Source organism: Pedobacter sp. KH_004 (assembly GCF_057840755.1).
This window is the reverse complement of record NZ_CM174519.1, coordinates 4,698,914-4,722,139: the sequence shown is the minus strand read 5'-3', so window position 1 is coordinate 4,722,139 and position 23,226 is coordinate 4,698,914. Positions and strand designations below refer to the sequence as shown.

The following is a 23,226-nucleotide window of genomic DNA, read 5'->3' as shown; positions in this document are numbered from 1 at the left end:
TAATCGATTGACAAACGATCATTCTCTCATTGAAAATTCAATCATGATTTAGGGCGCTATGCCTTCTTTCATATTTAAATCGCCACTTCCAGTTTCCATTGAATAGGTACTGAAATCTTGAGGAGCTTCAAAGTTGATACCGTTGCCTTCGCTACCGTCGGCGCCCTTCACATAAACGCGTTGTGTAGAATAGAAAATTTTCTTGATTTCGTCCCAAATCAACTCTTGGGAAGAAAAGGTATCGCCCTTGCTATTTTTAACGACTACGTTTTTTCTGAACTCCGTCTTTTTATCCTGATCCTTGCGAATGGCGTAATCACAAATCAGGTTTCCATCAATGGTTCCGTTTGGATTGAAAAAGTCGATATTTACCCCTTTGGGCATTTCCTGATAAATTGCACCTTCAGATGGGGTAACCTTGTCCATGATTGGCGCATTTCCTTTGGCTTTTACCCGGGCTGAGTCGCTGTACACCACTTCTACGCCAAGAGTTCTATCTCTGGAAAACGTAATTTTATTGATGGCAACGGGATTTGCTTTTTTCAGGTCGTCATCTCCACAGGAAGCCAAAAAAAATGGCAACCCCAGCATAAAACCAAAGAAAAAAGTTTGCGGTTTCATTAATCAACTCTGTATCTACGGAACCAGGTATCGTTAAGTGTAAATCCTAAATGAAAGTTAATGAATTTTTCTTTTACAAGGTTATTGCTTACCGTTCCCCGCTGACCAACTTCTGTTGTGAAGTTAATTTTGTAGAACGCCGAACCTGCGTTTGCACTCGGCAATGGAAATCCAAATCCCAACGAAGCGCCCATTTGTTTAATATCCTGATTGTTAATTTGAATGTAGGTTTTATCGTAATTCACGCCTAAACGATAATCAATACGTTTCATATAACTATTATATGAGGTTGCATCTGGCGTCCACTGGCCACCCAGTGATGCACCCCAGCTATCCTGTAAGCCAGAATTTACATTGTTGATACTGGTTGCAGCCCATTTGCTCATTCTAAAGTCGGCACCAATTAACCATTTATCACTTTGTTTAATGGAGATACCGAAATTGTGCGTTAATGGTAAAGTCAAGTTTGATTTCCCGTTATCTACCGAATTTAAAGTATCAAGTGCAGTACTTTCATTACCAGCAGCGTCTCTGGTGTATTGGGTAGCAAAAAATGTTTGGTTAGAATTTAATTTACCCGAGTTACTTCCTGAGTAGCCCAAGGTTACTGATGTTCTTTTGCCAACATTAAAATCATATTGAATACCATATGAAACATTTAAGCCTCCTACGCTATTTTTATTTTGGAGTTTTGCATTAATTGCTCCTGCAAGCGCATATTCAGTTGCTCTGGTTGTTTGAAGATTACCAAAAATGTACTCCGCATTGGCTCCAATTCTTAAGTGATCTCCAATACGATACCCATAACCGATATAGGCTTTTGACAAACCACCCTCACCCTCATAAAGTTGATCTACGCTTGTGGTATCAATTTTCACGGTATTTCTGTATGAATAACCTAAATCAGAATAAGGAAGAATTCCAAAACTCAATGCTGATCTTCTACTTACCGGAATGGCGAATGCCAGGTGGCTGAAAGTAGCATTGAAACTGGTTTCACTTAGGTTGTTACGGGTTAAGCTGGTTAAGCCGGCACTCATTCCTACATCGATAGTAGTTAAAGTAATGGCCGAATACGATGCAGGATTTTGCATGTTAATGTTATTAAATCCTGTAATGGAATTTACTGCAGTAGAAATACCACCCATTGCCCTTAACTGTGGCAACAATGAACCCTTGATATTTCCAAGTCCATATCTTGAATACGGAGATGAAGTGGTAACCTGCGCTTGAGCACTTAAACCACAAACTAGAACGAGTATGGCTGCAATATAATTGATTCTTTTGTACATTTTAATCTGCAATAGCTTCATTTAATCCTTTTAATACGATATAGGGATCTTGTATAATTTGAGGCGCAAAGATGCTGTTTTGTAATTGCTTATACAAAAAATTAGCATCACCACCTGTTATAATCACCTTTAAAGCACTTTCTTTTATGTTGTTTAAGGCAATAAAGCCTTCAATTTCATTTATAATTCCTTGCAAAACACCATTTTTTATGGCCGATTGCGTATCCTTACCTGCCGGTATAGATTCGGCTGCACTCCATTCAATCAGAGGTAACCTGCCCGTATACTCATGTACAGCTTTAAAACGCATGGTTATCCCGGGGCTTATACTTCCGCCAAAATATTCTTTTTTGCTGGTGAGCAGATCATAAGTGATACAGGTTCCGGCATCAACCACCAGGCAAGCATTTTTGGCAAATAAACTATTTGCGCCTAAAATTCCTGCCCATCTATCTAAGCCAAGGGTTATCGGCGTTTCATATTTATTAGTAACGCCCTTAGTTAATGATGCAGAAAACCGAACGTAAAGAGTGTGCTTTTTTAGATATTCCTCCAGCGCTCCAATCTCCTGATTTACACTGCTGATGATTGACTTCTTAGGCGAAAACTTGTCGATTAGCTGACCAAGATCTAAAATACCCAGCTTCGCTAACCGTTGATGATGAACGATTTCTTTTCCTGCAAAAACAGCCACCTTCGCCGATGAATTACCTATATCAATGCTTAAACTATGCATGTATGTATTTTAACACGAAAATTTTGTTTGATACAATACTTATCTTAATCAAGGGAATACAATCCAAAAAGCATTAATCGCAAAATCCTGCCACAAAGCTATCAATCTTTGTTAAGTTTTGATCTAGTATTTTGTTAAAAAAGGTTAAACAAAAAGAAAGTATTGTATGGATAGGACAAATAAAACAAAGAGCGTTTCGTAAAACCAACGCTTTTTCGCATTGCTAAAATAGTAAGCCAGCAATACTGATCCAGGAGGTACGCAGAGCAGAAAATGCCAGATCCGGAAGTTTGGTTTTAAATAGAAACTGGCACCTGCCACAATGAACATAAAAAAGAGCAATTGAAATCCTTTACGTGTACTGATAAAACTTCTGAAAAAGTTTTCACGCAGTTGCAGAGATGCCAGAACGATAATGATAGCGACCGGAATAAGCACCAGATAATCGTTATAGTTCACCTGAAAAACAGAAGGAAACTTATTGCCCAAAGGTTTCCAAATCTGGTAAAAAGAGGATAGGTTATCCCGCCAGTAATAAAATACAGCAAGGAAGAAAAACACGGTGATAAATCCAACAAGGCCGGCAATCCACTCGCGCCAATCAAAAGATCTAAAAAGCAAAAGCGCTAAAAAAATCATCAGTAACATGGCCATGAAGGGAAAATAGATCAATGTTCCAACGCCAATAATCATTCCGATATCGAAAACGGTGGTGATAGAGTTTGCGCTCTTGCCCAATTTTAAAAACTTATCAATTACCCAGATCAATAAAAAATTACTGATCAACGCAGGACTTAAAATCATAAAGGGCATGAATAAGCTCATGCCGGTGATATACATTAATGCCGGCAGGAAACTTGGTTTGGCCAACAAATTGTGGTTATTGATAACACTGTTGAAGATCAAGGCCTGCGAGAAAACGATTGCTGCAGCAAAAAAAATGTTAGCAGAAGCGGAAAATGCATTATCTACATCAATGTTGATCAACAATCTGGCAAAAGGCTCCAAAAAATCGAAATTCAGCTGACTTGGCGTCTCATAAAAAATGGCAATACGCATAAAAAATGTGTAAGCCAATAGAAACAAGAGGTTAATAGGACTTAACTGTCGAAACTGATTAATCATGCCTTTTTAAAGAGTAGGCAAAGTAAAGATAAAAAGCTGAAAGGACAAAGAGCAAGCGTGAAAGAGCAGGGAACAATGAATAAGGAACAAGAAGCAAAGTTTAGTCCGACTGGGACTTAAACACTACCAACCCCACATAAAAAACTACACCCTTGCATATTTTTTCACCATATCATCAATAATTTTTTCCGTTTCATCAGGGAAATTGAATTCATGCTTCTGTGGATTATTGACCCAATCTTTAACAATGGGCAACCAATTTCTTGTACTTCCCCAGATTACAGGCAATCCAAATTGTTTGAGCGCATAGGCATTACATTGTTGCTCAAACTGAAAACGCATGGGGGCTACGAGTAATTTTTTCTTTAAATAAAGCGCCTCCGCTGGTCCCTCGAAACCTCCACCGGTAAATAAACCTTCGCAAGTAGCCAGACTCTTATTAAACTTTTCATTGTTTACGGGCTGTACAGAAACGTTTTCATGAGTGTAAGCTTCCTTGCTATGTTTAGAGAAAACTTCCCATTTCACCTGGGGAATTTGTGAAAATAACTTAACCAACCTTTTATCATCAACCGCTGGCAAGTAGACGGTATAATGGCCAAGGTTCTCGCTTCTCATTGCCCTAATTTCAGCCCTGATTACCGGGGTGTGAATAAAGGTATCGTATCGATCGAAGTGAAATCCAATGTGATACTTAGTTGGTGCATAACGACTCAAGATTAACTTTCCCCAATCCAGTGTTCTCGGCCGCGGTACTTTCTTCGATTTAAAGGCCGCCTGGTGACTAAGCGAAACACAGTCAATTCCTTGCAGCTTACAAGCCCAGGCACTTACCGGCTCGAAGTCGTTCACAATCAGATCATACTCTTTCAACGGCAATTGTTTCATGTCTTTCCTAAAACGAAAAAGATTCATGCTTAACCAGGTAGCAAAATGATCTACACCACCTTTTTTTCCAAAAATGAAACTGAAGCCATGTAATTGATATTTCACCGGCTGACTGAGCTTAACATCTGCCTGTGTACCGCTCACTAAAATATCGAGTTCGCCATATTTTTGAAGCAATGGAATAATTTCCCTCGCCCTGCTAATGTGACCGTTTCCTGTTCCCTGAATTGCGTAAAGTATTTTCATTTATGCCCGAATATCTAAAATTATTGAGCAATTTCATATTTAATATGTTGTAAAAGTATGTTTACATCAAGTTTACTTTTTAAATCTTCTGCATCTGATAAGATCCCCTCATCCAATTCTTCTTTGATAAAATCTAGATGATTGTATTTAAAAATGCTCCAGTTTTGATCTTGATACTCCAACGCAGTTAAACTTTCTACCCAGTCGCCACTGTTCAGATACGTTACCCCGCCATCTTCAGTTGTGATATTTCTTTTTTCTGCCTGATGGATATGTCCACATACCACATAATTGTATCCTTTCTCGATGGCTAATTCGGCAGCAGTTTGTTCAAAGCTATTAATGAACTTCACAGCATCTTTAAACTTGGCTTTAATCTTCTTAGAGAAACTCATTTTCTCACGGCCAAAAGCGGTGAGGATCCAATTTACGAAGCTGTTGATCAAAATCAGTGTATCATATCCAACAGCCCCCATCTTCGCCAACCATTTGGAATGTTGCATCGTTACATCGAAAACATCTCCATGGAAAAACCAGGCTTTCTTACCATCAATCTCTAAAATTAATTTATTCTGAAGGTGAAAGCTTCCCATATCCATCCCATCAAACTTCCTTAGCATTTCATCGTGATTTCCGGTTAAATAATACACCTGAACACCTTCAGATACAAATTTCATCAGTTTTCGGATCACCTTCATATGCGATTCGGGCCAATAGCTTTTACTAAACTGCCAGATATCGATGATGTCGCCGTTTAGGATGAGGGTTTTAGGTTTAATGCTCTTCAAATATTTGAGAAGCTCTTTAGCATGACAGCCGTAGGTGCCCAAATGTACATCGGAAATGACGACTACATCAATGGTTCTTTTATCCATAACGGGAAAATTTAGGGGAGAAGAATTTATTACCGCCTGAATTAAGCAGTTTAAAAATATTGAAGACTATTTTACCACTCTTCTTCCTCATCAAGTTTAACCTCAAAAGGACTAAAGAAATAAAGTACAATAATTAACAAGCAAACGGCGAAGAATGACTCTAGCATATCATCTGATTTTACATTACAAATGTAAGATACTGTTTATCAAGCAAATGTTACCAGACTGTTAAATTTTTCTTCGAAATGATAAAGGATGCAAAAAGTGCAGTCAAGATTGCATAAATAGTATTGCTAAAAGATAAAAGAGGCGATACCTTGGGGGGATAAGTCTTCAAAAAACATAAAAGTCACCTAATGAACAAAGCCTTGCGCTTATATTCATCAGATGACTTTCTGTCTTTTGAGCGCCTGCTTTAAACAGGCTTTTAATTCAGTTAATCGAATTATAAATAATCCGTTAGCCTTTAACTGCCTTCTTTTTATTCTTATTTTCTGAGTAAAACCCGAAGCCCAAACCAGCAAGCAATAAAATTGATCCTGCCAATGAAATATTTTCTCCTAGATAGTAAGAAGTTGGGTGAAAGATAAATTCCAGTTTATGATTTCCACCTTCAAGTTGAGCAGCCCGGAGAATATAATCGGCCCTAAAATAAGGCTTTTCAACCCCATCGATATACATTTTCCAGCCTTTGTTGTAGTAAATCTCAGAGAAAACGGCAATCACATCTTTCGCTGAAGAGTATTCATAAGTTAAGTGATCAGGTGTATAATTGGTCAATTTAATAAAACCTTCTACACCTGTACCCAAACGTTTGGTATCGATTAACGATTTATACTGTTCATCAACAATCGCCTCTTTTTTTGCATCGAAGCTGCTGATGGCTTTCATCTCTTCATCGGCATTTTTAGCATATTGAACACTCTGTACAAACCATGCATTACCCGCAGCCGTAGCATTACGCTGCATCTTATACGATCCGTTTTGCGGATCCTGGGTGATGATGTATTTAGTATTCAACATATCCAAAACATCTTGATTGATACTTTTTGTTAACTGATGATCAACCAGTTCCTGAAAACGTTTTAACCTAGCGGAGTGGAAACCTCCAACAGTTTTATGGAAAAACGAGGTTTCAGCACTTTTAAATGGATCGCCCAGCGATAAATCAAAAACCCTGAAATTTGGGTCCTTATCAGCAGAAATAAAGTTGTCTACATCACGTGGTTGATAATGATTCTCGAGATCTGATTTAGCCACAAAGTTTTGATTGTTTAAATAGCGGCGATCAACCTGCCATAAATCAACCAGGATAACTACTGCCAACAAGCCAAACGCCAGTTGCATGTTCATCTTTTTAGTGATAAATGCCCAGGTTAAGCCAAAGCCAATAGCGATGAAAAGCAAAGTACGTAAAGCATCAGCGCGGGCCAGGCTCACGCGGTCTTCTTTTACCGCTGCCAATATTTGAGCAGTAAGTGAACTATTATTTTGTGTGATCTGATTTAACCAGGTTGTTAATTGTGCTTGGGTTGAGCTGGTGAAGCTGAAAAATACAGTCGGGGCTATTGCAACCAAAAGTGCAAAACCACCGGTAATGCCTGCAGACCAGGTAAGGCGCTGAACCAGATATTTTTGGTCATACTTTCCATCTTGTGCTTCTTTAATTGCCAGTATGGCCAACAGCGGAACCAATAATCCTACAACAGCCAAGATAGACTCTACTGCTCTGAATTTGTTATAGCCAGGCAGGTAATCAAAGAAAAGATCAGAAATTAATGGAAGATTTTGCCCAAACGAAAGGAATAACAACAAAATACTGGTTCCCAATATCCACCATTTCCAACGGTGTTTTACAATAAACAAGCCAAATACAAAAAGGAAGCAAATAATCGCTCCAAAATAATAGGGACCAGAAGTACCCGGTTTATCACCCCAATAATTTGAACCTGCATTTTGAGCTATTGCATTTAATGCTTTCTCGGTATCCTGACCATATATTGGACCTAAAACATTTGATACCGTTCCATCTTGCAAGATCTTTATAAATTTACCCTCAGGATTTAATTGTCCTCCGCTGGCGCCGCCATATAGATTAGGGATTAAAAAGGTGAAACTCTCGCCCACACCCTGGCTCCATTGGTAAGCATATTCTTTGTCTAAACCGTTTGCTGGCTCCGATTTATCGGTCGTTAAATTTGATTTTCCACGAATGGTTTCTTTACCATATTCATAAGTCGTCCAAAGCGTACCTGCGTTAACCATAACTGCTAAGATAATTCCCGCAGCTGCCCAACCAATTGATTTACCAAAAGTGGGCAATTGTTTGGCTTTATAGGCGTGATATAATTCAATGCAAGCCAGAATAAACAAGGCTATAAAAAGATAATACGTCATTTGGATATGGTTGGAACGGATTTCCAATGCCATGAATAGCGCCAATAAACTCGCCCCAACTAAATATCTTCCCCTTAAAACCAGGATGATTGAGGCTAAGATTGGCGCAAAGAAACCGATGGCCAAAGCTTTATTACTGTGCCCGGCTGCAATTATGATAAAGTTATAGGAAGTAAATGCGAATGCAATCGCTCCTGCGGCAGCAAGCCAGGGATTAATTTTGAGAACGCAGAAGAGTAAATAAGCGCCCAACAAATATAAAATCACTGTACCCACAGGATCAGGGAATACACCTTTAATTACATCGATGCCGTAAGTAGTGATGTTTAACGGGTATTGAACCCATATTTGATAAGCCGGCATCCCTCCAAACATCTGGTTAGTCCAAAGCGGACCTTTTCCAGTTGCAGCCTTCACATCCATAATTTCTTTCTGCATGGCTTTTGCCTGCAAAACATCGCCTTGTTGTGGCGCTTTTCCCTGCAAAACAGGACTGAAGTAGGCAAAGGTAATGACTACAAAAAATGCAATAATGGCGAGGTGGATGCCATTTTTATTAAACCAGTTATTCATTAAGGTTTGTTTAAGTTTAAACGAACGTCAAAAATAAAAATTTGGGCGGGATAAAAAAGGAATTAATTAAATGTGAGTGGAATAAAAATTTAGTTTTGTATTATCAATTTATATTTCAACCCTTTTATTATGAGAAAGTTTGTGATTACAGTACTGATTTTAGTGGCTTCATTTTCAGGTTTTACACAAATTGTCAGCCTTAATCAAAAGGAGATATCAACTTTGAAGTTGGAAAATTCATCAACGGAGAAGAATAAAAAGCTTTACCGTAGTTTTGAAAAACTGGCTTCTTCTTTTCTTTTCGATCAACCGAATCCAATTGATACGATCAGGACTGAAGGTTTATTAAAAGGAAACCCTAAAAAGATAAAAACTCAGCAAGCATTGGCCGATATGAATAAAATGTATACGCTTGCTCTGCAATATCGGCTTACTGGAAATAAACAATATTTAGATAAATCTTTGTCCTTGTTAATCGCATGGGCAAAAATCAACCGGCCAAATGGTAACCCAATAGATGATACCAATTTGGATAAAGCGGTTGAAGCCTATGATTTAATCAGAAATTTGATCGGCGGTAAAGACAAGGCACTAATCGAAAAATGGCTAAAGGAAACCGCTCTGGCAGAGATCAACAGCAAGCGAATGCAAACCGGAAGAGGCACGGCTATCAATAACTGGAATGCACACCGATTAAAGGTGGTGGGTGAAATCGGCTATGCCCTAAACGACAAGGGATTGATCGACTGGACAATTGAAAAATTAAAGCAGCATATCAATATCAATTTGTATGCTGACGGTACCAGTTTAGATTTTAAAGAACGTGATGCCATGCACTATCATATTTATGACCTGGAACCGATGCTCGAGCTAGCCATTATGATTGATCGGGCAAAAGGCGAAAATTTTTACACCTATCAATCTGGCGCCGGCTCGTCGATACAGAAAAGTGTCGATTGGTTAATTCCGTATATGAAAGGCGAAAAGCAGCATGAGGAATATGTGCATACAACGGTTAAGTTCGATCGGGATAGAGCGAAAAACAATGAACCGGGCTTTGCCCCCGGCACCCTATTTGAGCCTAAGCTTGCCTTGCCGGTTTTGCGCCTCTCTGTCTATTTTGATCGAGGTCAAACCGATTTGCTAAATACCTTAGATGAGAATGCTAGTTTCCAGCAACTAATAGACCAAATTAAAAGAGAATCCAAATAACAGCTTTCAGAAAAAATAAACTTTCAATAATTTTTGAAACTTTAAAAATGTTGTTATATTTGTTTATGGAATTAGCAGCAGCAAAATTAAAATTCATTGAAGCATGGGGTAAGTTGGGATCTGAATGGGGCATTAACCGTACAATGGCCCAGGTGCATGCTTTATTACTAATCTCTCCTGAAGCATTAACTACAGAAGAGATTATGGAAATTTTGAGTATCTCCAGGGGAAATGCAAATATGACCTTGAGGGATTTAATTGGATGGGGATTGATTGAAAAGCAGCATAAAGCCGGCGAACGAAAGGAATATTTTTTTGCAGATAAAGATGTTTGGAACATTGCCAGGCAAGTAGCTAAGGAGAGAAAAAAGAGAGAATTAGAGCCTGTACTGAAAGTATTAAATGAGCTTTCATCTGTTCAGGGTGATGATAAAGATCCGGAATATAAAACGTTTAAAAAATCAATTACAGATATTAATAAGCTTGCCGGAAATGTAGATAAAACATTGGAAACCATGCTAAAAGCTGAAGAAAACTGGTTCTGGGGATCTGTTTTAAAGGTTTTTAAATAGTCCCAACTCCCACCCTCCATGAAGTGGAGGAGCTTAAAGCCCAAGTGGCTTTATTTTTTAATCCAATCTTTCATTTCTTACTGAAAGTTTAAAATATAAAACAATGAAAGCACTAGACAACCACCTCATTTTATTTGATGAAGAATGCCCAATGTGCCACCTCTATACCAAGGGATTTGTTAAAGCTGGTATGTTGGAATTAAACGGAAGAGTAGCCTATCAGCATATGCCGGCACATGTTTGTCCGCTGGTTGACAGGCAACGGGCAGCCAATGAAATTGCATTGGTTAATACGGAAAATGGCGAAGTAACTTATGGTATAATTAGTTTATTTAAAATCATTGGACACGCCATGCCGGTATTTAAGCCGCTATTTGCATTTGGACCATTCCTTTTCATTATGGCTAAGCTTTACGCTTTGGTTTCCTACAACAGAAAAGTCATTATTCCTGCAAATACCAAATTCAATAGCGTTCAACCCTCCTTTAAACTTCGCTATCGTATTGCTTACCTCCTATTGACCTGGTTTGTAACGGCATACATTTTAACTTCTTATGCACATTTATTAAGCAAGTATGTTCCACTGGGAAGTGCTTATAGGGAGTATTTTATTTGTGGCGGACAAATATTGTTTCAGGGGATAATTATTAGTTTTTATCGCAAAGAGAAGCTTTGGGATTATTTAGGCAATATGATGACGATCTCTTTTGCCGGCTCACTTCTGTTAACTTTAGGTTTGCTTGCCCATCAGCTTTTTAATGTCCATCCGGCATTGTATGTTTTATACTTTTTATTTGTAGCGGGTTTAATGTTTTTAGAACATATTCGAAGAAATAAACTTTTGCAACTGGGTTGGATAATAAGTGTTACCTGGGCAGTTTATCGCCTAATTATTTTGGGTTTAATTTTTAACTTATAGCCGTCATGATTTACAATAAAATAGTATTAGCTGGTGGAAATGGGTATTTGGGGGGCTTGTTAGCCAAGCACTTTAGTAGCTTAGCAAACGAAGTGATTATTTTGAGTAGAAAACAAAAAGCGCAAAATGGAAATGTAAGAACAATTTTATGGGATGGGAAAACCGAAAGTGAATGGACCAAGGCTATTGAGGATGCTGATTTATTGGTAAACCTGTGCGGGAAGAACGTCAACTGCAGGTACACTAAACAAAATCAGCAGGAAATAATAAATTCAAGGGTTATTCCTACCCGCTTGTTGAGTAATGTAATACAGACTTTGCTAAATCCACCTAAGCTCTGGATCAATATTACCTCCGCTACTATTTATCGCCATGCCGAAGATCGCCCACAGGATGAGTATACAGGAGAAATTGGCTACGGTTTTTCTATTGATGTATGTAAAGCCTGGGAAAGTTGTTTCTTCGAAACAGAAACCCCTCGAACAAGAAAGATAGCGCTAAGAATGGGAATTGTATTAGGCCGCAGCGACGGCGCATTTCCAAGATTGCTTAACCTGGTAAAACTTGGTTTGGGCGGCAAACAAGGTGATGGTCATCAATTTGTGAATTGGGTACATGAACAAGATGCAATTCACAGTATCCAATGGTTACTTAAAAACGAAGCCATTAACGGCGTAGTGAATTGCACTTCTCCAGACGCCGTCACAAATAACATGCTAATGAAAACCATTAGAAAAACCTATGGAATTCCGTTTGGTTTACCAACGCCTGCTTGGTTGTTGAGCATTGGTGCAGCAATTATTGGCACCGAAACCGAATTAATTTTAAAAAGCAGGTGGGTTAAACCAGCTGTATTACTTGATAATGGATTTGAATTTCAGTATCGAAAAATTGAAGATGCTGTACATGATATTGTAAGTTTAAGAATTTAAATACGCTCCACGGGTAATTAAGATTCAAATAAATCCAAGCCAAAAATAAAAATGGGAGTAAAAAGAAGATGCCTACCGTCATACTAAAAACCATAATAGCGGCGCCGATGCAAAGATGTTTCGATTTGGCCAGAAGCATTGATCTTCATGTACACTCCATGAAGTTTTCAAAAGAAAAAGCGATTGCTGGCCGAAAATCTGGATTGATTGACCTACATGAGACCGTTACCTGGAAAGCAAGACACTTTGGGATAAATTTCACCATGACTAGCAAAGTCACCACTATGGAAAGCCCCGTTTGCTTTATTGATGAAATGATAAAAGGTCCATTTAAAAAGCTACACCATCAACATTTGTTCACATCAATACAGGACGTGACAGAAATGACCGATATTTTTGAATTTAATGCTCCTGCCGGAATTTTCGGGTTGATTGTAGAGCAGTTGTTTCTAAAAGAATATATGGTCGATTTACTGAGGAAGAGGAATTTGATGATCAAAGCTGCAGCGGAGAATGGGCTATTTCAAGACCTAAGCATAGATTAAAGGGATAGACTGGAACTTTAATAAGCCACCAGTAACTAGTCTATCTTTTGAAGGAATACATCGTTGTAGGTAAAGCTAAAAAAAGTCCTGATTTTCATCAGGACTTGAATACTATTTAACTTCTTCGTAATCTACAAAGTCGCCGAGTTTATCCGTTTTACTTTGATCGGGTTTAGGCGGCATATAATCTATAGATATTGCCCCTTCCGGTTTCGATCTTCGCTGTTGTTGCTGCTGCCCCTGTCCGCTTGCTTGTTGTTGCATTTTGCTGGCCAGGTTATTAAACAGCATCGGCAATATCAATCGAATCAACATTCTGATGATCCAAAGAACTAATATTGCGATGAATATAAATTTAATAAATGCCATTCTTTAATTTAGTGTTGTTACAAATATAGACGTACCAAAATTTATTTTGTTACTTCTTAATTCTTTAATTGCATTCCCATTACAAAATAAAAGGCAAAAATATGGAAGAAAGTTTTATTTTCCTACGATTTCTGCCACTCTGCCAACCTGCCCATCTTCCAACCTCACTTTGATTCCACGTGAGTGAAAAGCAGCTGAGGTAAGTAGTGTTTGGACCACCCCATAAGTAATATTTCCTGAGCGCTGATCCTTTTTCAAGATGATACCAACTTCTAAGCCGGGATAAATATCTTTTCTGTTCTGACCGTTCATTTGCTTCAAAATTCTGAATAAATTTCGATTTTTAGCAATATGGAAGTAAAAACGTTACTTAGCAAACTTTTCGTTATACATTTTTTCCAGGGCAAACATTTCATCACGCAATTTTGCAGCCTGTAAAAAGTCCATATCTTTTGCGGCTTTCTGCATGTCCTTTTTGGTATTATCTATCGCTTTTTGCAATTCAGCTTTACCCATATATTGTACAATTGGATCGGCTGCAATGCTGATTTCCGCATTTTCTACATAAGCTCTGGCTTTATTATCACTGGCTTTCTGAGAGAAATCAAGTACTGAGGTCTGCTCTAAAATCGCTTCCCGAGATTTACCAACTGTTTTAGGGGTAATGCCATGCTCGAGATTGTAAGCAATTTGAATATCGCGACGGCGGTTGGTTTCAGAAATTGTTTTTTCCATGCTCTCGGTAATTCCGTCTGCATACATAATTACCCTGCCCCGATCGTTACGAGCGGCCCGTCCAATGGTTTGAATGAGTGATTTCTCTGAACGTAAAAAGCCTTCTTTATCTGCATCCAAAATGGCCACCAAAGTTACCTCCGGTAAATCAAGTCCTTCACGCAGCAAGTTAATTCCCACCAAAACATCAAATTCCCCTAAACGTAAACCACGAAGAATTTCTACCCTTTCTAAAGTTTTTATCTCTGAGTGGATGTACCTTGTTTTAATATTCAAACGATCCAGATATTTAGTCAATTCTTCAGCCATACGTTTGGTTAAAGTTGTCACCAAAATACGTCCGCCATCTTTTATGGTTAAGTCGATTTCATCAAGCAAATCATCTACCTGATTAATTGCAGGCCTGATTTCGATCACCGGATCAAGTAAACCCGTTGGACGAATCACTTGCTCTACCACCACACCTTCCGATTTCTCCAATTCATATTCCGCAGGCGTTGCGCTTACGTATATAGTTTGCGGTGCCAAAGCCTCGAACTCGTTAAAATTTAGCGGTCTGTTATCCAGCGCAGCTGGCAAACGAAATCCATACTCCACAAGGGATAATTTCCGAGATCTGTCGCCACCATACATGGCCCTGATCTGCGGCACCGTAACGTGACTTTCATCAATTACCATCAGATAATCATCTGGAAAATAATCTAACAGGCAGAAAGGGCGCATTCCAGGCTGGCGACCATCGAAGAAACGTGAATAGTTTTCAATTCCTGAGCAATAACCCAACTCCTTCATCATTTCGATATCGAAGTTGGTGCGTTCTTCCAATCTTTTGGCTTCTAACAAATGCCTGTCGGCGATCAACTGGTTCTTGCGGATTTCCAGCTCTTCCTGTATTCCCCAGATGGATTGATTAAACCGATCTTTTGGTGTAACGAAGAGATTGGCCGGGTAAATGGCCATATCTTCCAACTTTTCCAATGTTTTACCCGATACCGGATCGATAGCAGAAAGTTCTTCAATATCATCGCCGAAAAAAGAAATGCGATAGGCATGATCTAAATATGCCGGGTAAATATCTACGGTATCACCTTTAACCCTAAAAGTTCCCCGTTTAAACTCGGTGGTGGTGCGAGAATATAAGATTTCTACCAAACTATGTAAAAAAGCATTTCTAGAAATCCTTAAACCCACCCCAAAGCGGAAAACCATCCGGGAAAAGTCTTCGGGGTTTCCCATACCGTAAATGCAGGAAATAGAAGAAACCACAATAATATCTCTTCGACCGCTCATTAAAGACGATGTAGTGCGCAAACGGAGTTTTTCAATCTCTTCATTAATGCTTAAGTCTTTTTCAATATAGGTATTGCTCGAAGCGATAAAAGCCTCTGGTTGATAGTAATCGTAATAGGAAACGAAATAATTAACCGAGTTCTCAGGAAAAAAATTCTTGAACTCGCCATAAAGCTGCGCTGCCAAAGTTTTGTTATGACTTAAGATTAGCGTGGGCTTTTGAGTTTGCTCAATTACGTTGGCTATGGTAAATGTTTTTCCGGAGCCTGTAACACCTAATAATGTTTGATAATGTTCGTTGGCGTTTACACCATCAACCAATTGCTTAATGGCATTTGGCTGATCTCCGGTAGGTTTATATTCTGAAGTAATGTTAAATTTCATTGTTAACCAAATTTAGTCAAAATTGGTGTGATAAGCAATTTTGATGATCTCTCTTCCTCGTGTAAAACCTAAAAAAAGTAAGGGGATTAGGAATTAAAGGGTAAACAGGAAACAGGCAGAAAAGTTAGAAATAGTTGGAATAAAATGAAGAGATTCCAACCGTAGTTCAAAACGATTTAACAGCATTGACTTTTTAGTTAATAATTTATTAACCCTACCTCATCGAGTTTAAATCAGCATCAACCTAGTAAATCGAAAGTTGAACTTTTGATATACTAGGTAAAAAAAATCCTCGCTGAAATTATTCAACGAGGATTTTTAATCAAAACAGTAAAATATCTATTTACTTCCTGCCACTTTCATTGGGTTTGAGCCAACCGACTGGCCTCTAACCGCAGTTGCAGCTTTCATTTTAAATGCTCTGAATTTACTTTCTTTTGCTTTGCCGCCCCAAGCGTTATTACTTGTATCAATATCGGCTGTTTCACGTAATGGATCAACTAAAATTGATGCGACTTCTTTATCCTTAACATAAAACTTAGATGTCTTCAACTCATTGTGTCTCCAGATTTGGGCAGGAATACGATCAATTTCCTTGGTTCCATCTTTGTACGTGAATTCTACAATAATGGGCATAACTAAACCGCCCTTATTGCTAAAACTCAGTTCGTACAAAAATTTATTGGCGTACTTGGCCTGATCTGCTTCCGGGACCACTTCGTAAGGCATTGCCATCTCTTGTTTTGTTGTTGCAGTCGTATCAACTGTAACCATACCCCTATCATATTTATAATAGAAATCTTGTGCGCCTGTGTTTTTATCAACGTAAAAATTAATTTTCTTATCCTCACGGTTTCTGATTTTGGAAATATCTTCGAAAGCGTTTAAAGCAGGTTTATCTACTTTAACCATTCTGGATCTTGCAGCAGGTACCTCTTTTGGAAAATCAGCTTTCGCAAATTTCACGCTATCCAAAGAGATATCGCAAGGATCTGTTCCGTAAAACCAACCTCTCCAAAACCAGTCTAAATCTTCGCCGCTGGCATCTTCCATTGTACGAAACAAATCGGCAGGTTCAGGATGTTTAAATGCCCATCTTCTGGAATATTCTTTGAAAGCATAGTCAAATAACTCTCTTCCCATAATGGTTTCGCGAAGGATATTTAAACCTGTTGCCGGCTTTGAGTAAGCATTTGGACCAAAGCGAACAATATTTTCAGAGTTAGTCATAATTGGTTCCAATTCATCTTTCGGCAATTTCATGTAATCAACAATAGTATAAGCCGGGCCTTTTTTGCTCGGAAATTTATTATCCCAAAGTTCTTCCGTTAAGTATTCAACAAATGAATTTAAACCTTCATCCATCCAGGTCCACTGGCGCTCATCACTGTTTACAATCATTGGGAAAAAGTTATGCCCAACCTCGTGGATAATTACGCCCAGCATCCCATTTTTGGTGCTTTCGCTATACGTTCCATCTGCATCGGTACGGCCATAATTGAAACATATCATCGGATATTCCATTCCGTTCGCAGCTTCAATACTTTGTGCTACCGGGTAAGGATATGGGATGGTAAAATCAGAATAAGTTTTAATAGTGTGCGCTACAGCTCTGGTTGAAAACTTACTGTATAAATTGTAAGCTTCCTTACCATAAAAACTCATGCACATTACGGTATTGTTGTTGGCCTCGATTTTTTGCGGCATCGCATCCCAAACAAATTTCCGGGAGGAAGTCCATGCGAAATCACGAACGTTGTTGGCATTGAATACCCAGGTTTTCTTCGCAGTGGATTTTTTAGCTTCAGCAGCTTTTGCTTCAGCTAAAGTTTGGATTTCTACCGGAGCTGTAGCTGTTTTGGCGGTGTTGTATCTGCTTAACTGGGTTGGAGTTAACACTGCGCTGTAGTTGATACATTCACCAGTTGATCCAACTAGGTGATCGGCAGGAACGGTCATTTGTACTTTAAAATCGCCAAAAGTTAAGGCAAACTCACCTCTACCTGTAAACTGGTGGTTTTGCCAACCCTGAAAATCGCTGTACACACATAAACGAGGATACCACTGGGTCATGGTGAAAAGATAATTTCCATCTGCCGGGAAAAATTCATACCCACCTCTGCCGCCAACGCTCATCCTATCGGTGATTTTATAATTCCAATTGATATTGAAAATATACTTCTGTCCGGTTTTCAAGGCTACAGGCAAATCAACCCTCATCATGGTTTTATTCACCGTGTATTTCAAAGTCTTCCCTGTTGCATCTGTCAATTTGGTAATGTTGATACCGTTGCCATTATCGCCCTTGGCACTCAACTGATCAAGTGTTTGCGTAGTTCCGCCGGCTGGCATTTTCGTTGCATCCTGGTAATTTGCACTTTTCGAGGTACTGTGTTCGTTTTCATCCAGCTGCAACCAAATATAAGTTAAAGGATCTGGAGAATTATTGGTATAGGTAATGGTTTCAGAACCCGTTAACATCAGGTTCTTTTCATCCAATTCGCACTTAATGTTATAATCGGCCCTTTGTTGCCAATACTTTACGCCCGGCGCACCACTTGCTGTACGCTGCTCATTTGGGGTAGGCAAAATAGTGCCCAACTGCTCAAACTTATTTCCATGGTTGCTACCAGGATTGTTCTGAATGTTTTGAGCCATAGCCGCGCTACCAGAAATAAGAAGCAGGCCTGTTAATGTAAACAATTTATTCATGATCTTTTCTAATGCTAAAAGGGTATTCTTTCTATAGCCATTTTTAAAGCCAGGCTAAACACGGCTGCCGAAATAAACAAAACCCAGCTGAAGCGCCTGATTCTGGTGTAATTAAAAATAATAAATGTAATCAATAAGATTATCAAAACCATGAAAACCTGCCCTGCTTCTAAACCAACATTAAAGCCGAACAAGCCCCAGCCTAGATTTTGGTCTTTCGCAAGCATCATTCTGATGGAGTTTGCAAAACCCATCCCATGTACCAAACCAAAACCCAGCGCCAAAAAATAATTTATCTTGATCGATTTTAAGGAAAAGTTCTTTCTAGATAAGTTACTCACAGCAGTGATGACAATAGTGCAGGGAATTAAAAATTCCACCCATTTGCTATCAAAACGAATGATATCGAGCACACTCAAAAGTAAAGTTAGAGAATGCCCTATTGTAAATGCGGTTACCAAAATCAATACTTGCTTTAGATTAGTGTAGCTGTAAATTGCAACCAGTGCCAATATAAACAGCTGGTGATCCAAAGCATCCGCACTGATGATATGGCTCCAACCTAATTTAAAGTAGAAAATAAAATCTTGTAACGGCATGAATAACTAGATAACCTACGGGATGTGATAGTTTTAAAGCTTAAAATTAAGGTAATAATTCTAAAAAGCTGTCTTTTTCAAAAAACAACGGATAAGTTTACCTAAAATGTTACCGACATCGGGGTTAATAGAGGAATAGATGTCCATTTTGATAAAATTTCGAAGGGAGAGGATCAAGTCCCACATTGAATCACAACATCGTAGTGATAAATTTGTAAATTCGCATTCCATTGATTCAATCATGAGTAAGATAAAATTCTTTTTTGCCATTCTTATATGCGGTTACGTTTGCCTTGCCCTTAATGTGAAACATCCATTACATGTAAGCACAACTGAGTTAAACTACAATCAGCAGGAAAAAGCGATTGAGGTAAGCTGCAGAATTTTTACTGATGATTTTGAATCAATATTGGCCAAAAACTACAAGCAGAAAATAGACTTAGCTAACCCTTTAATTAAAGGTAAAATGGATGAGGTAATTGAAAAATACATCATTTCCCACCTGCAAATTAAGGCCAATGGAAAGCAGATTAACATGCGTTATCTAGGCTTTGAAATCGACCATGAAGCCACCAACATCTACCTGGAAGCAGAAAAAGTTAACACTTTTAAGTCCGTAGAAGTCAGCAATATTATCTTATACGATTTGTTTGATGATCAGATGAGTATCGTTCATATTGTGAAAGGCAAAACCAGAAAAAGCACCAAGATTTTGTATCCAGACAAAAAGTTTACGACAAACTTTTGAGGGTAATTTTGTATTAAAATATTAAATTTCTGTTAAAATGCACTATTTTTAGCATCCCGTTAACATCAAAATCATACCCGCGGGAAGAATTATTTATAACCTTAGTTTAAACATTGCGCTGTTAAAATAAGTTATGCATTTAATCATCTTCTCATCTGTTTTAACCCCCCGGATAAAATACATTTTCAATTTTATCTTTAAGGAAATACTCAAAGCCGAAATAGAATTCACCGGAAACAGTCAATATTTTTTACAGAGCCAACACGTTAAAATCAGTTATGGAGAACAACCATTGGGAGACGAGATTTTTTTTAAAAGCACTTCCATTCTTTTCTCCAACAAGGTCAATGAACTAAATATTAAAACAACCACTTTTGGGGAATACCAGGTGCCATTTCCGGTAGAAAGTTCTACACTTCCTTTTGATGTTTTCGCTGCATCTTTTTTTATTGTAACCAGATATGAGGAATATCTTCATCAGCAAAAAACCGATAAGGAATTTAAGTCAGTAAATAGCTACCAATATAAATGGAAGATTTTAGACCGACCCATTATCGATGAATGGGCACTGCTAATTAAAAATTTTATCCGCACAAAACATCCCACGATAAATTTCGTAGATAAAAATTTTAGTAGCCAGCCTTGTATAAACTTTAGCATTACACCAAATGCCCCTGAGGGTTTTTTAAGGAAGACCCGGTTTATATTTAGCACTGTATTCAGCAAAGACAACAGTTATTTAAGTTCAAAATTGGATCAATTAACAGGCCTTGGTATTAACAATGAAACGGCTTTAACTGCGCTTGAAAAAACAATTGAGAAGCAAAAAATCAACCCCGTATTTTTTATAAGCTTTCCAAAAGTAGCGATTGAATACATTCAGGCAAATGAAGTCTCCCAAATGCTAACTAACAAAAGCGTTGGCTTATTACGACCCTGTGCAAGTGATAAGGAAAAAATAGATGAAATTAAAAATGGCATATCTAAGCTAAAAAAGATTTTACCCCATCAAATCACTTTAAGCAGTCAGCAATTCGAAACTTTAAAATTCCCGATGTGCTACCTTAACCTACTTAATTCTGGCATTACCACAGATTATTCCATGGGTTATCCAAACATTTCGGGTTTTAGGGCAGGAACTTGTACACCATTTAACTGGTATGATCTGCAACTGGAAAAGGTGACAGCCCTATTGGTTAAGTCTTATTGTCTAAACGACTCGGCTCTAATAGATATGAGCTTTGATAATATTAACAAAACACTAAAAGAATATATCGATGCGGTAAAATTCGTTAATGGCCAGTTTGTAAGCAACTGGGAATTACCTCATATTTCAAATCATTTGAAATATAAAAAACTGCAAGCTGCTTTTAATGAAATGAACAGCTAAGCAAGGCATTAATTTTTTGTTTTTACTAAAATCAGTCTGTCAATATTTAGCCGGTTTCGCTCTTTATCGTTTTTGAAATGAAGCGTTAGGGTATTTTGAAATTCACTGATTTCAACATCGCATAAAAACATTTTCTTTTTGGTTTCTTTTTGGCTGTTGTAAAAGGAAATGGGTTGGCTTACCTGTGTTTGCCGTTGCCAGAAAGTAATCTCCGCACCATCGGGAGCAGTTTCAACATCGGCAAAAAGTTTATAGTTCCCATCGGGAATTTCCTGTAAATCAATTCTGATCTGTGCCCCAGTTGTAGAAATAAAATTATTTCCATTGATAGTGGCTTGTCCGTTAAAACTAAAGTTCATCAATTGTGGATACACCATCATCGTATCCGGAAGATAAACCAACGTATTTTCATTGGTGGGTTTAGCTGATTTCGAAATGGCTTTTTCGGCATAATAAAATGCTACCGATGTATAGTCGACGGGCTTATTATTTTGCTCCGGACCATGTTCAATGGTGTGAAGAATACTTTTTTTGAAGGGCATTTTATCTGTTAAAAACAGGCGGTAGCCGCCTGTTCGGCTGAAGGGCAAGGAATAATCCAGCGAACCATGTAGTGGCAGACTCATTTTCCGGTCCCAACGATCGAGCAAAGCATACCAACCTCCATTGAAATAATCCTCAGAACCAGTTCCATGCAAGGTCATTTTCCCATCAATCGAGGTATAATCGTCTCCTTCAAAAAATAGCGTCATTCCTGGATTTAAACCTTGCGCCTGCAAAATCGTGGCTACGTAGTGTCCTCTACCCTCTCCCTGCAAAAAAACATGTGGTTTACCCATTGCTGCATTCTTATCGTGGTTCCAATGAGTGTAAAGTTTCCCTTCCGTATTTGAGTTGCGCGGAATGGGCGCATAATACCATTTTGCCTTGATTCTTAGCGGTTCTTCCCTTTCAGTCGAGGTGGCTCTCCGGTAGATTACTTCCAGCTTCGCATTTTTATCAAAAGGCATAGGAAAATAATTGTAGTTGATGTTTTTGGCGGTGCCTGCTAACAGACTTTGCATAGATACGCGACCAAAAGCATAGCCAAAAAAATCCGCCAGTGGCATATAAACTGCAGGCTGGCTTTCATCATCCCAGGTGATTTTAATATCGATAAGTTTGCTCAATCCTTCAAACTGTTGGGCATTTTCCATTTCGAAACCAACAAAGCGCCCCGGTTTATCTACTTTTAATAACGTAGTGCTCTCACCTGGATTCAGGACTTTTTCCACTGCAAATGCTTGGGCGTTTGCTACAGAAAGAGTCTGCCCTCTGATATCTGCCCAAGTTTTAGAAATTTTCTCCAAAGCCGTTTTCTCATCAGCAGATAAAGCTGGATTAAATGTTTTAACAACAGCTGCCTTACCGAAATTGCGATACTGGATTTGATAAAACTCAAGTTTCTTCCCTCTAAAAACTACCTTACATCCATTTTTGTATGGAATTGGAAAGTAGCAAAAATAGCCTCCAATCTGGTTGCCACACAGGGGAAGATTAAAGGGCGAAACTTTGCCAGAAAACAGGTCTGCAAACCGGATTGAATAAGACGGCTTTTTACCTCCGTCAAAATAAAAATCGAGCGTATCATTAGTGGGCGTTGGTGTCCAGATCCGATTGATGACCCCCGCACCTTTATCTTCAAAAACAACCGAACTTCCGTCTGCAGTTTTTCTAATAAAGGAATACTTCCCGCTAAAACCATCATCGTTATTCCCTGTTGTATCATAAGATGAAAATTGCTTTACCACCGCATCGGTATATTGAGGCAGATCAGAAAGATTAATCATCGCTCCAAGCTCAGATTGAATGTTGATGATTTTTCGCTGGGCAAAAACGCGAACGAAAGATAGAATTATAAAAGTAAGGGTAAAAATTTTACAAAGCTTAGCTAAATTCATAGACTGAGGTTAAGAAAATATTTGGTTAGCACAACACTAATACGTTTTAGTGATACGATAACTAAATTAAAAATTATTCTCTGGCTAAGAAATATAAAATGCCAGTTTACTCATTAGCCATAAAGA

Annotated in this window: 20 protein-coding genes; 7 read left to right on the top strand and 13 right to left on the bottom strand. The window is 38.4% G+C overall.

All coding sequences use genetic code 11. From position 1 onward, the window contains the following. Positions 1-48 precede the first annotated feature (48 nt). From AC3ITD_RS20365 to AC3ITD_RS20335, 7 genes are all read right to left on the bottom strand, one after another. Complete coding sequence (locus AC3ITD_RS20365) at positions 49-621, bottom strand: LptA/OstA family protein (protein ID WP_265797434.1); 573 nt, start codon at positions 619-621, stop codon at positions 49-51. Further along, positions 621-1,913, bottom strand: coding sequence for a BamG family beta-barrel-assembly machinery protein (gene bamG / locus AC3ITD_RS20360; RefSeq protein WP_265797433.1), 1,293 nt, complete (start codon positions 1,911-1,913; stop codon positions 621-623). Before bamG ends, AC3ITD_RS20365 begins: the two co-directional genes overlap by 1 nt. Before the next feature lies 1 nt (position 1,914). After that, the gene (locus AC3ITD_RS20355) at positions 1,915-2,649 is read right to left on the bottom strand and encodes a type III pantothenate kinase (protein WP_265797432.1); all 735 of its coding nucleotides are present in this window, start codon (positions 2,647-2,649) and stop codon (positions 1,915-1,917) included. A gap of 144 nt (positions 2,650-2,793) precedes the next feature. Next, a complete protein-coding gene (locus tag AC3ITD_RS20350; RefSeq protein ID WP_489362512.1) occupies positions 2,794-3,774 on the bottom strand; it encodes a DUF6427 family protein in 981 nt (326 codons plus the stop codon). 144 nt (positions 3,775-3,918) lie between these two features. Beyond that, positions 3,919-4,908: a glycosyltransferase family protein gene (locus tag AC3ITD_RS20345; RefSeq protein ID WP_489362510.1), complete on the bottom strand. Its 990-nt coding sequence runs from the start codon at positions 4,906-4,908 to the stop codon at positions 3,919-3,921. 20 nt (positions 4,909-4,928) lie between these two features. Further along, positions 4,929-5,783, bottom strand: coding sequence for a UDP-2,3-diacylglucosamine diphosphatase (locus AC3ITD_RS20340; protein WP_489362508.1), 855 nt, complete (start codon positions 5,781-5,783; stop codon positions 4,929-4,931). A 459-nt stretch (positions 5,784-6,242) separates the two neighbouring features. After that, positions 6,243-8,753: a YfhO family protein gene (locus AC3ITD_RS20335; protein WP_489362506.1), complete on the bottom strand. Its 2,511-nt coding sequence runs from the start codon at positions 8,751-8,753 to the stop codon at positions 6,243-6,245. A 129-nt stretch (positions 8,754-8,882) separates the two neighbouring features. Between AC3ITD_RS20335 and AC3ITD_RS20330 the strand changes: the two genes are divergently transcribed. From AC3ITD_RS20330 to AC3ITD_RS20310, 5 genes are all read left to right on the top strand, one after another. Continuing rightward, positions 8,883-9,965: an alginate lyase family protein gene (locus AC3ITD_RS20330; RefSeq protein WP_489362504.1), complete on the top strand. Its 1,083-nt coding sequence runs from the start codon at positions 8,883-8,885 to the stop codon at positions 9,963-9,965. A 47-nt stretch (positions 9,966-10,012) separates the two neighbouring features. Continuing rightward, complete coding sequence (locus tag AC3ITD_RS20325; RefSeq protein ID WP_489362502.1) at positions 10,013-10,537, top strand: GbsR/MarR family transcriptional regulator; 525 nt, start codon at positions 10,013-10,015, stop codon at positions 10,535-10,537. 103 nt (positions 10,538-10,640) lie between these two features. Then, positions 10,641-11,456: a thiol-disulfide oxidoreductase DCC family protein gene (locus AC3ITD_RS20320; RefSeq protein WP_489362500.1), complete on the top strand. Its 816-nt coding sequence runs from the start codon at positions 10,641-10,643 to the stop codon at positions 11,454-11,456. Positions 11,457-11,461: 5 nt separating this feature from the next. Further along, complete coding sequence (locus AC3ITD_RS20315; RefSeq protein ID WP_489362498.1) at positions 11,462-12,388, top strand: TIGR01777 family oxidoreductase; 927 nt, start codon at positions 11,462-11,464, stop codon at positions 12,386-12,388. Between the two features lie 68 nt (positions 12,389-12,456). Continuing rightward, positions 12,457-12,933, top strand: coding sequence for an SRPBCC family protein (locus AC3ITD_RS20310; RefSeq protein WP_489362496.1), 477 nt, complete (start codon positions 12,457-12,459; stop codon positions 12,931-12,933). Positions 12,934-13,044: 111 nt separating this feature from the next. On the opposite strand, the gene AC3ITD_RS20305 is transcribed toward AC3ITD_RS20310, so the two are convergent. The 5 genes from AC3ITD_RS20305 to AC3ITD_RS20285 form a co-directional block, all read right to left on the bottom strand. Continuing rightward, on the bottom strand, positions 13,045-13,302 hold the full coding sequence (locus tag AC3ITD_RS20305) for a DUF4834 family protein (protein ID WP_056850827.1): 258 nt from the start codon (positions 13,300-13,302) through the stop codon (positions 13,045-13,047). 114 nt (positions 13,303-13,416) lie between these two features. Beyond that, the gene (locus AC3ITD_RS20300) at positions 13,417-13,614 is read right to left on the bottom strand and encodes a YwbE family protein (protein ID WP_489362494.1); all 198 of its coding nucleotides are present in this window, start codon (positions 13,612-13,614) and stop codon (positions 13,417-13,419) included. Between the two features lie 54 nt (positions 13,615-13,668). Then, positions 13,669-15,711, bottom strand: a complete 2,043-nt coding sequence (gene uvrB / locus AC3ITD_RS20295) for an excinuclease ABC subunit UvrB (RefSeq protein ID WP_489362492.1) — start codon at positions 15,709-15,711, stop codon at positions 13,669-13,671. Between the two features lie 339 nt (positions 15,712-16,050). Continuing rightward, on the bottom strand, positions 16,051-18,423 hold the full coding sequence (locus tag AC3ITD_RS20290) for a M1 family metallopeptidase (protein WP_265797420.1): 2,373 nt from the start codon (positions 18,421-18,423) through the stop codon (positions 16,051-16,053). A 14-nt stretch (positions 18,424-18,437) separates the two neighbouring features. Next, positions 18,438-19,022 carry a HupE/UreJ family protein gene (locus AC3ITD_RS20285; RefSeq protein ID WP_265797418.1) on the bottom strand — a complete coding sequence of 195 codons (585 nt, stop codon included), beginning with the start codon at positions 19,020-19,022 and terminating at the stop codon, positions 18,438-18,440. A 241-nt stretch (positions 19,023-19,263) separates the two neighbouring features. On the opposite strand from AC3ITD_RS20285, the gene AC3ITD_RS20280 reads away from it, so the two are divergent. Both AC3ITD_RS20280 and AC3ITD_RS20275 read left to right on the top strand, forming a co-directional pair. Next, positions 19,264-19,770 (top strand): DUF6702 family protein, encoded by a 507-nt coding sequence (locus tag AC3ITD_RS20280; protein ID WP_265797417.1) that lies wholly within the window; start codon positions 19,264-19,266, stop codon positions 19,768-19,770. Between the two features lie 133 nt (positions 19,771-19,903). Beyond that, positions 19,904-21,160 (top strand): DUF7033 domain-containing protein, encoded by a 1,257-nt coding sequence (locus tag AC3ITD_RS20275; RefSeq protein WP_489362489.1) that lies wholly within the window; start codon positions 19,904-19,906, stop codon positions 21,158-21,160. 8 nt (positions 21,161-21,168) lie between these two features. Here the strand turns inward: AC3ITD_RS20275 and AC3ITD_RS20270 are convergent, their stop codons facing one another. After that, a complete protein-coding gene (locus tag AC3ITD_RS20270) occupies positions 21,169-23,100 on the bottom strand; it encodes a glycoside hydrolase family 172 protein (protein WP_489362487.1) in 1,932 nt (643 codons plus the stop codon). Positions 23,101-23,226: the final 126 nt, after the last annotated feature.

Coding starts and splice junctions, on each gene's coding strand:
- AC3ITD_RS20355 (WP_265797432.1), bottom strand. CDS start 2,649: ATGCATAGTTTAAGCATTGATATAGGTAATTCATCGGCGAAGGTGGCT.
- uvrB (WP_489362492.1), bottom strand. CDS start 15,711: ATGAAATTTAACATTACTTCAGAATATAAACCTACCGGAGATCAGCCA.
- AC3ITD_RS20285 (WP_265797418.1), bottom strand. CDS start 19,022: ATGCCGTTACAAGATTTTATTTTCTACTTTAAATTAGGTTGGAGCCAT.
- AC3ITD_RS20365 (WP_265797434.1), bottom strand. CDS start 621: ATGAAACCGCAAACTTTTTTCTTTGGTTTTATGCTGGGGTTGCCATTT.
- AC3ITD_RS20320 (WP_489362500.1), top strand. CDS start 10,641: ATGAAAGCACTAGACAACCACCTCATTTTATTTGATGAAGAATGCCCA.
- AC3ITD_RS20270 (WP_489362487.1), bottom strand. CDS start 23,100: ATGAATTTAGCTAAGCTTTGTAAAATTTTTACCCTTACTTTTATAATT.
- AC3ITD_RS20350 (WP_489362512.1), bottom strand. CDS start 3,774: ATGATTAATCAGTTTCGACAGTTAAGTCCTATTAACCTCTTGTTTCTA.
- AC3ITD_RS20310 (WP_489362496.1), top strand. CDS start 12,457: ATGCCTACCGTCATACTAAAAACCATAATAGCGGCGCCGATGCAAAGA.
- AC3ITD_RS20290 (WP_265797420.1), bottom strand. CDS start 18,423: ATGAATAAATTGTTTACATTAACAGGCCTGCTTCTTATTTCTGGTAGC.
- AC3ITD_RS20305 (WP_056850827.1), bottom strand. CDS start 13,302: ATGGCATTTATTAAATTTATATTCATCGCAATATTAGTTCTTTGGATC.
- AC3ITD_RS20345 (WP_489362510.1), bottom strand. CDS start 4,908: ATGAAAATACTTTACGCAATTCAGGGAACAGGAAACGGTCACATTAGC.
- AC3ITD_RS20340 (WP_489362508.1), bottom strand. CDS start 5,783: ATGGATAAAAGAACCATTGATGTAGTCGTCATTTCCGATGTACATTTG.
- AC3ITD_RS20315 (WP_489362498.1), top strand. CDS start 11,462: ATGATTTACAATAAAATAGTATTAGCTGGTGGAAATGGGTATTTGGGG.
- AC3ITD_RS20300 (WP_489362494.1), bottom strand. CDS start 13,614: ATGAACGGTCAGAACAGAAAAGATATTTATCCCGGCTTAGAAGTTGGT.
- bamG (WP_265797433.1), bottom strand. CDS start 1,913: ATGTACAAAAGAATCAATTATATTGCAGCCATACTCGTTCTAGTTTGT.
- AC3ITD_RS20325 (WP_489362502.1), top strand. CDS start 10,013: ATGTTGTTATATTTGTTTATGGAATTAGCAGCAGCAAAATTAAAATTC.
- AC3ITD_RS20275 (WP_489362489.1), top strand. CDS start 19,904: ATGCATTTAATCATCTTCTCATCTGTTTTAACCCCCCGGATAAAATAC.
- AC3ITD_RS20330 (WP_489362504.1), top strand. CDS start 8,883: ATGAGAAAGTTTGTGATTACAGTACTGATTTTAGTGGCTTCATTTTCA.
- AC3ITD_RS20280 (WP_265797417.1), top strand. CDS start 19,264: ATGAGTAAGATAAAATTCTTTTTTGCCATTCTTATATGCGGTTACGTT.
- AC3ITD_RS20335 (WP_489362506.1), bottom strand. CDS start 8,753: ATGAATAACTGGTTTAATAAAAATGGCATCCACCTCGCCATTATTGCA.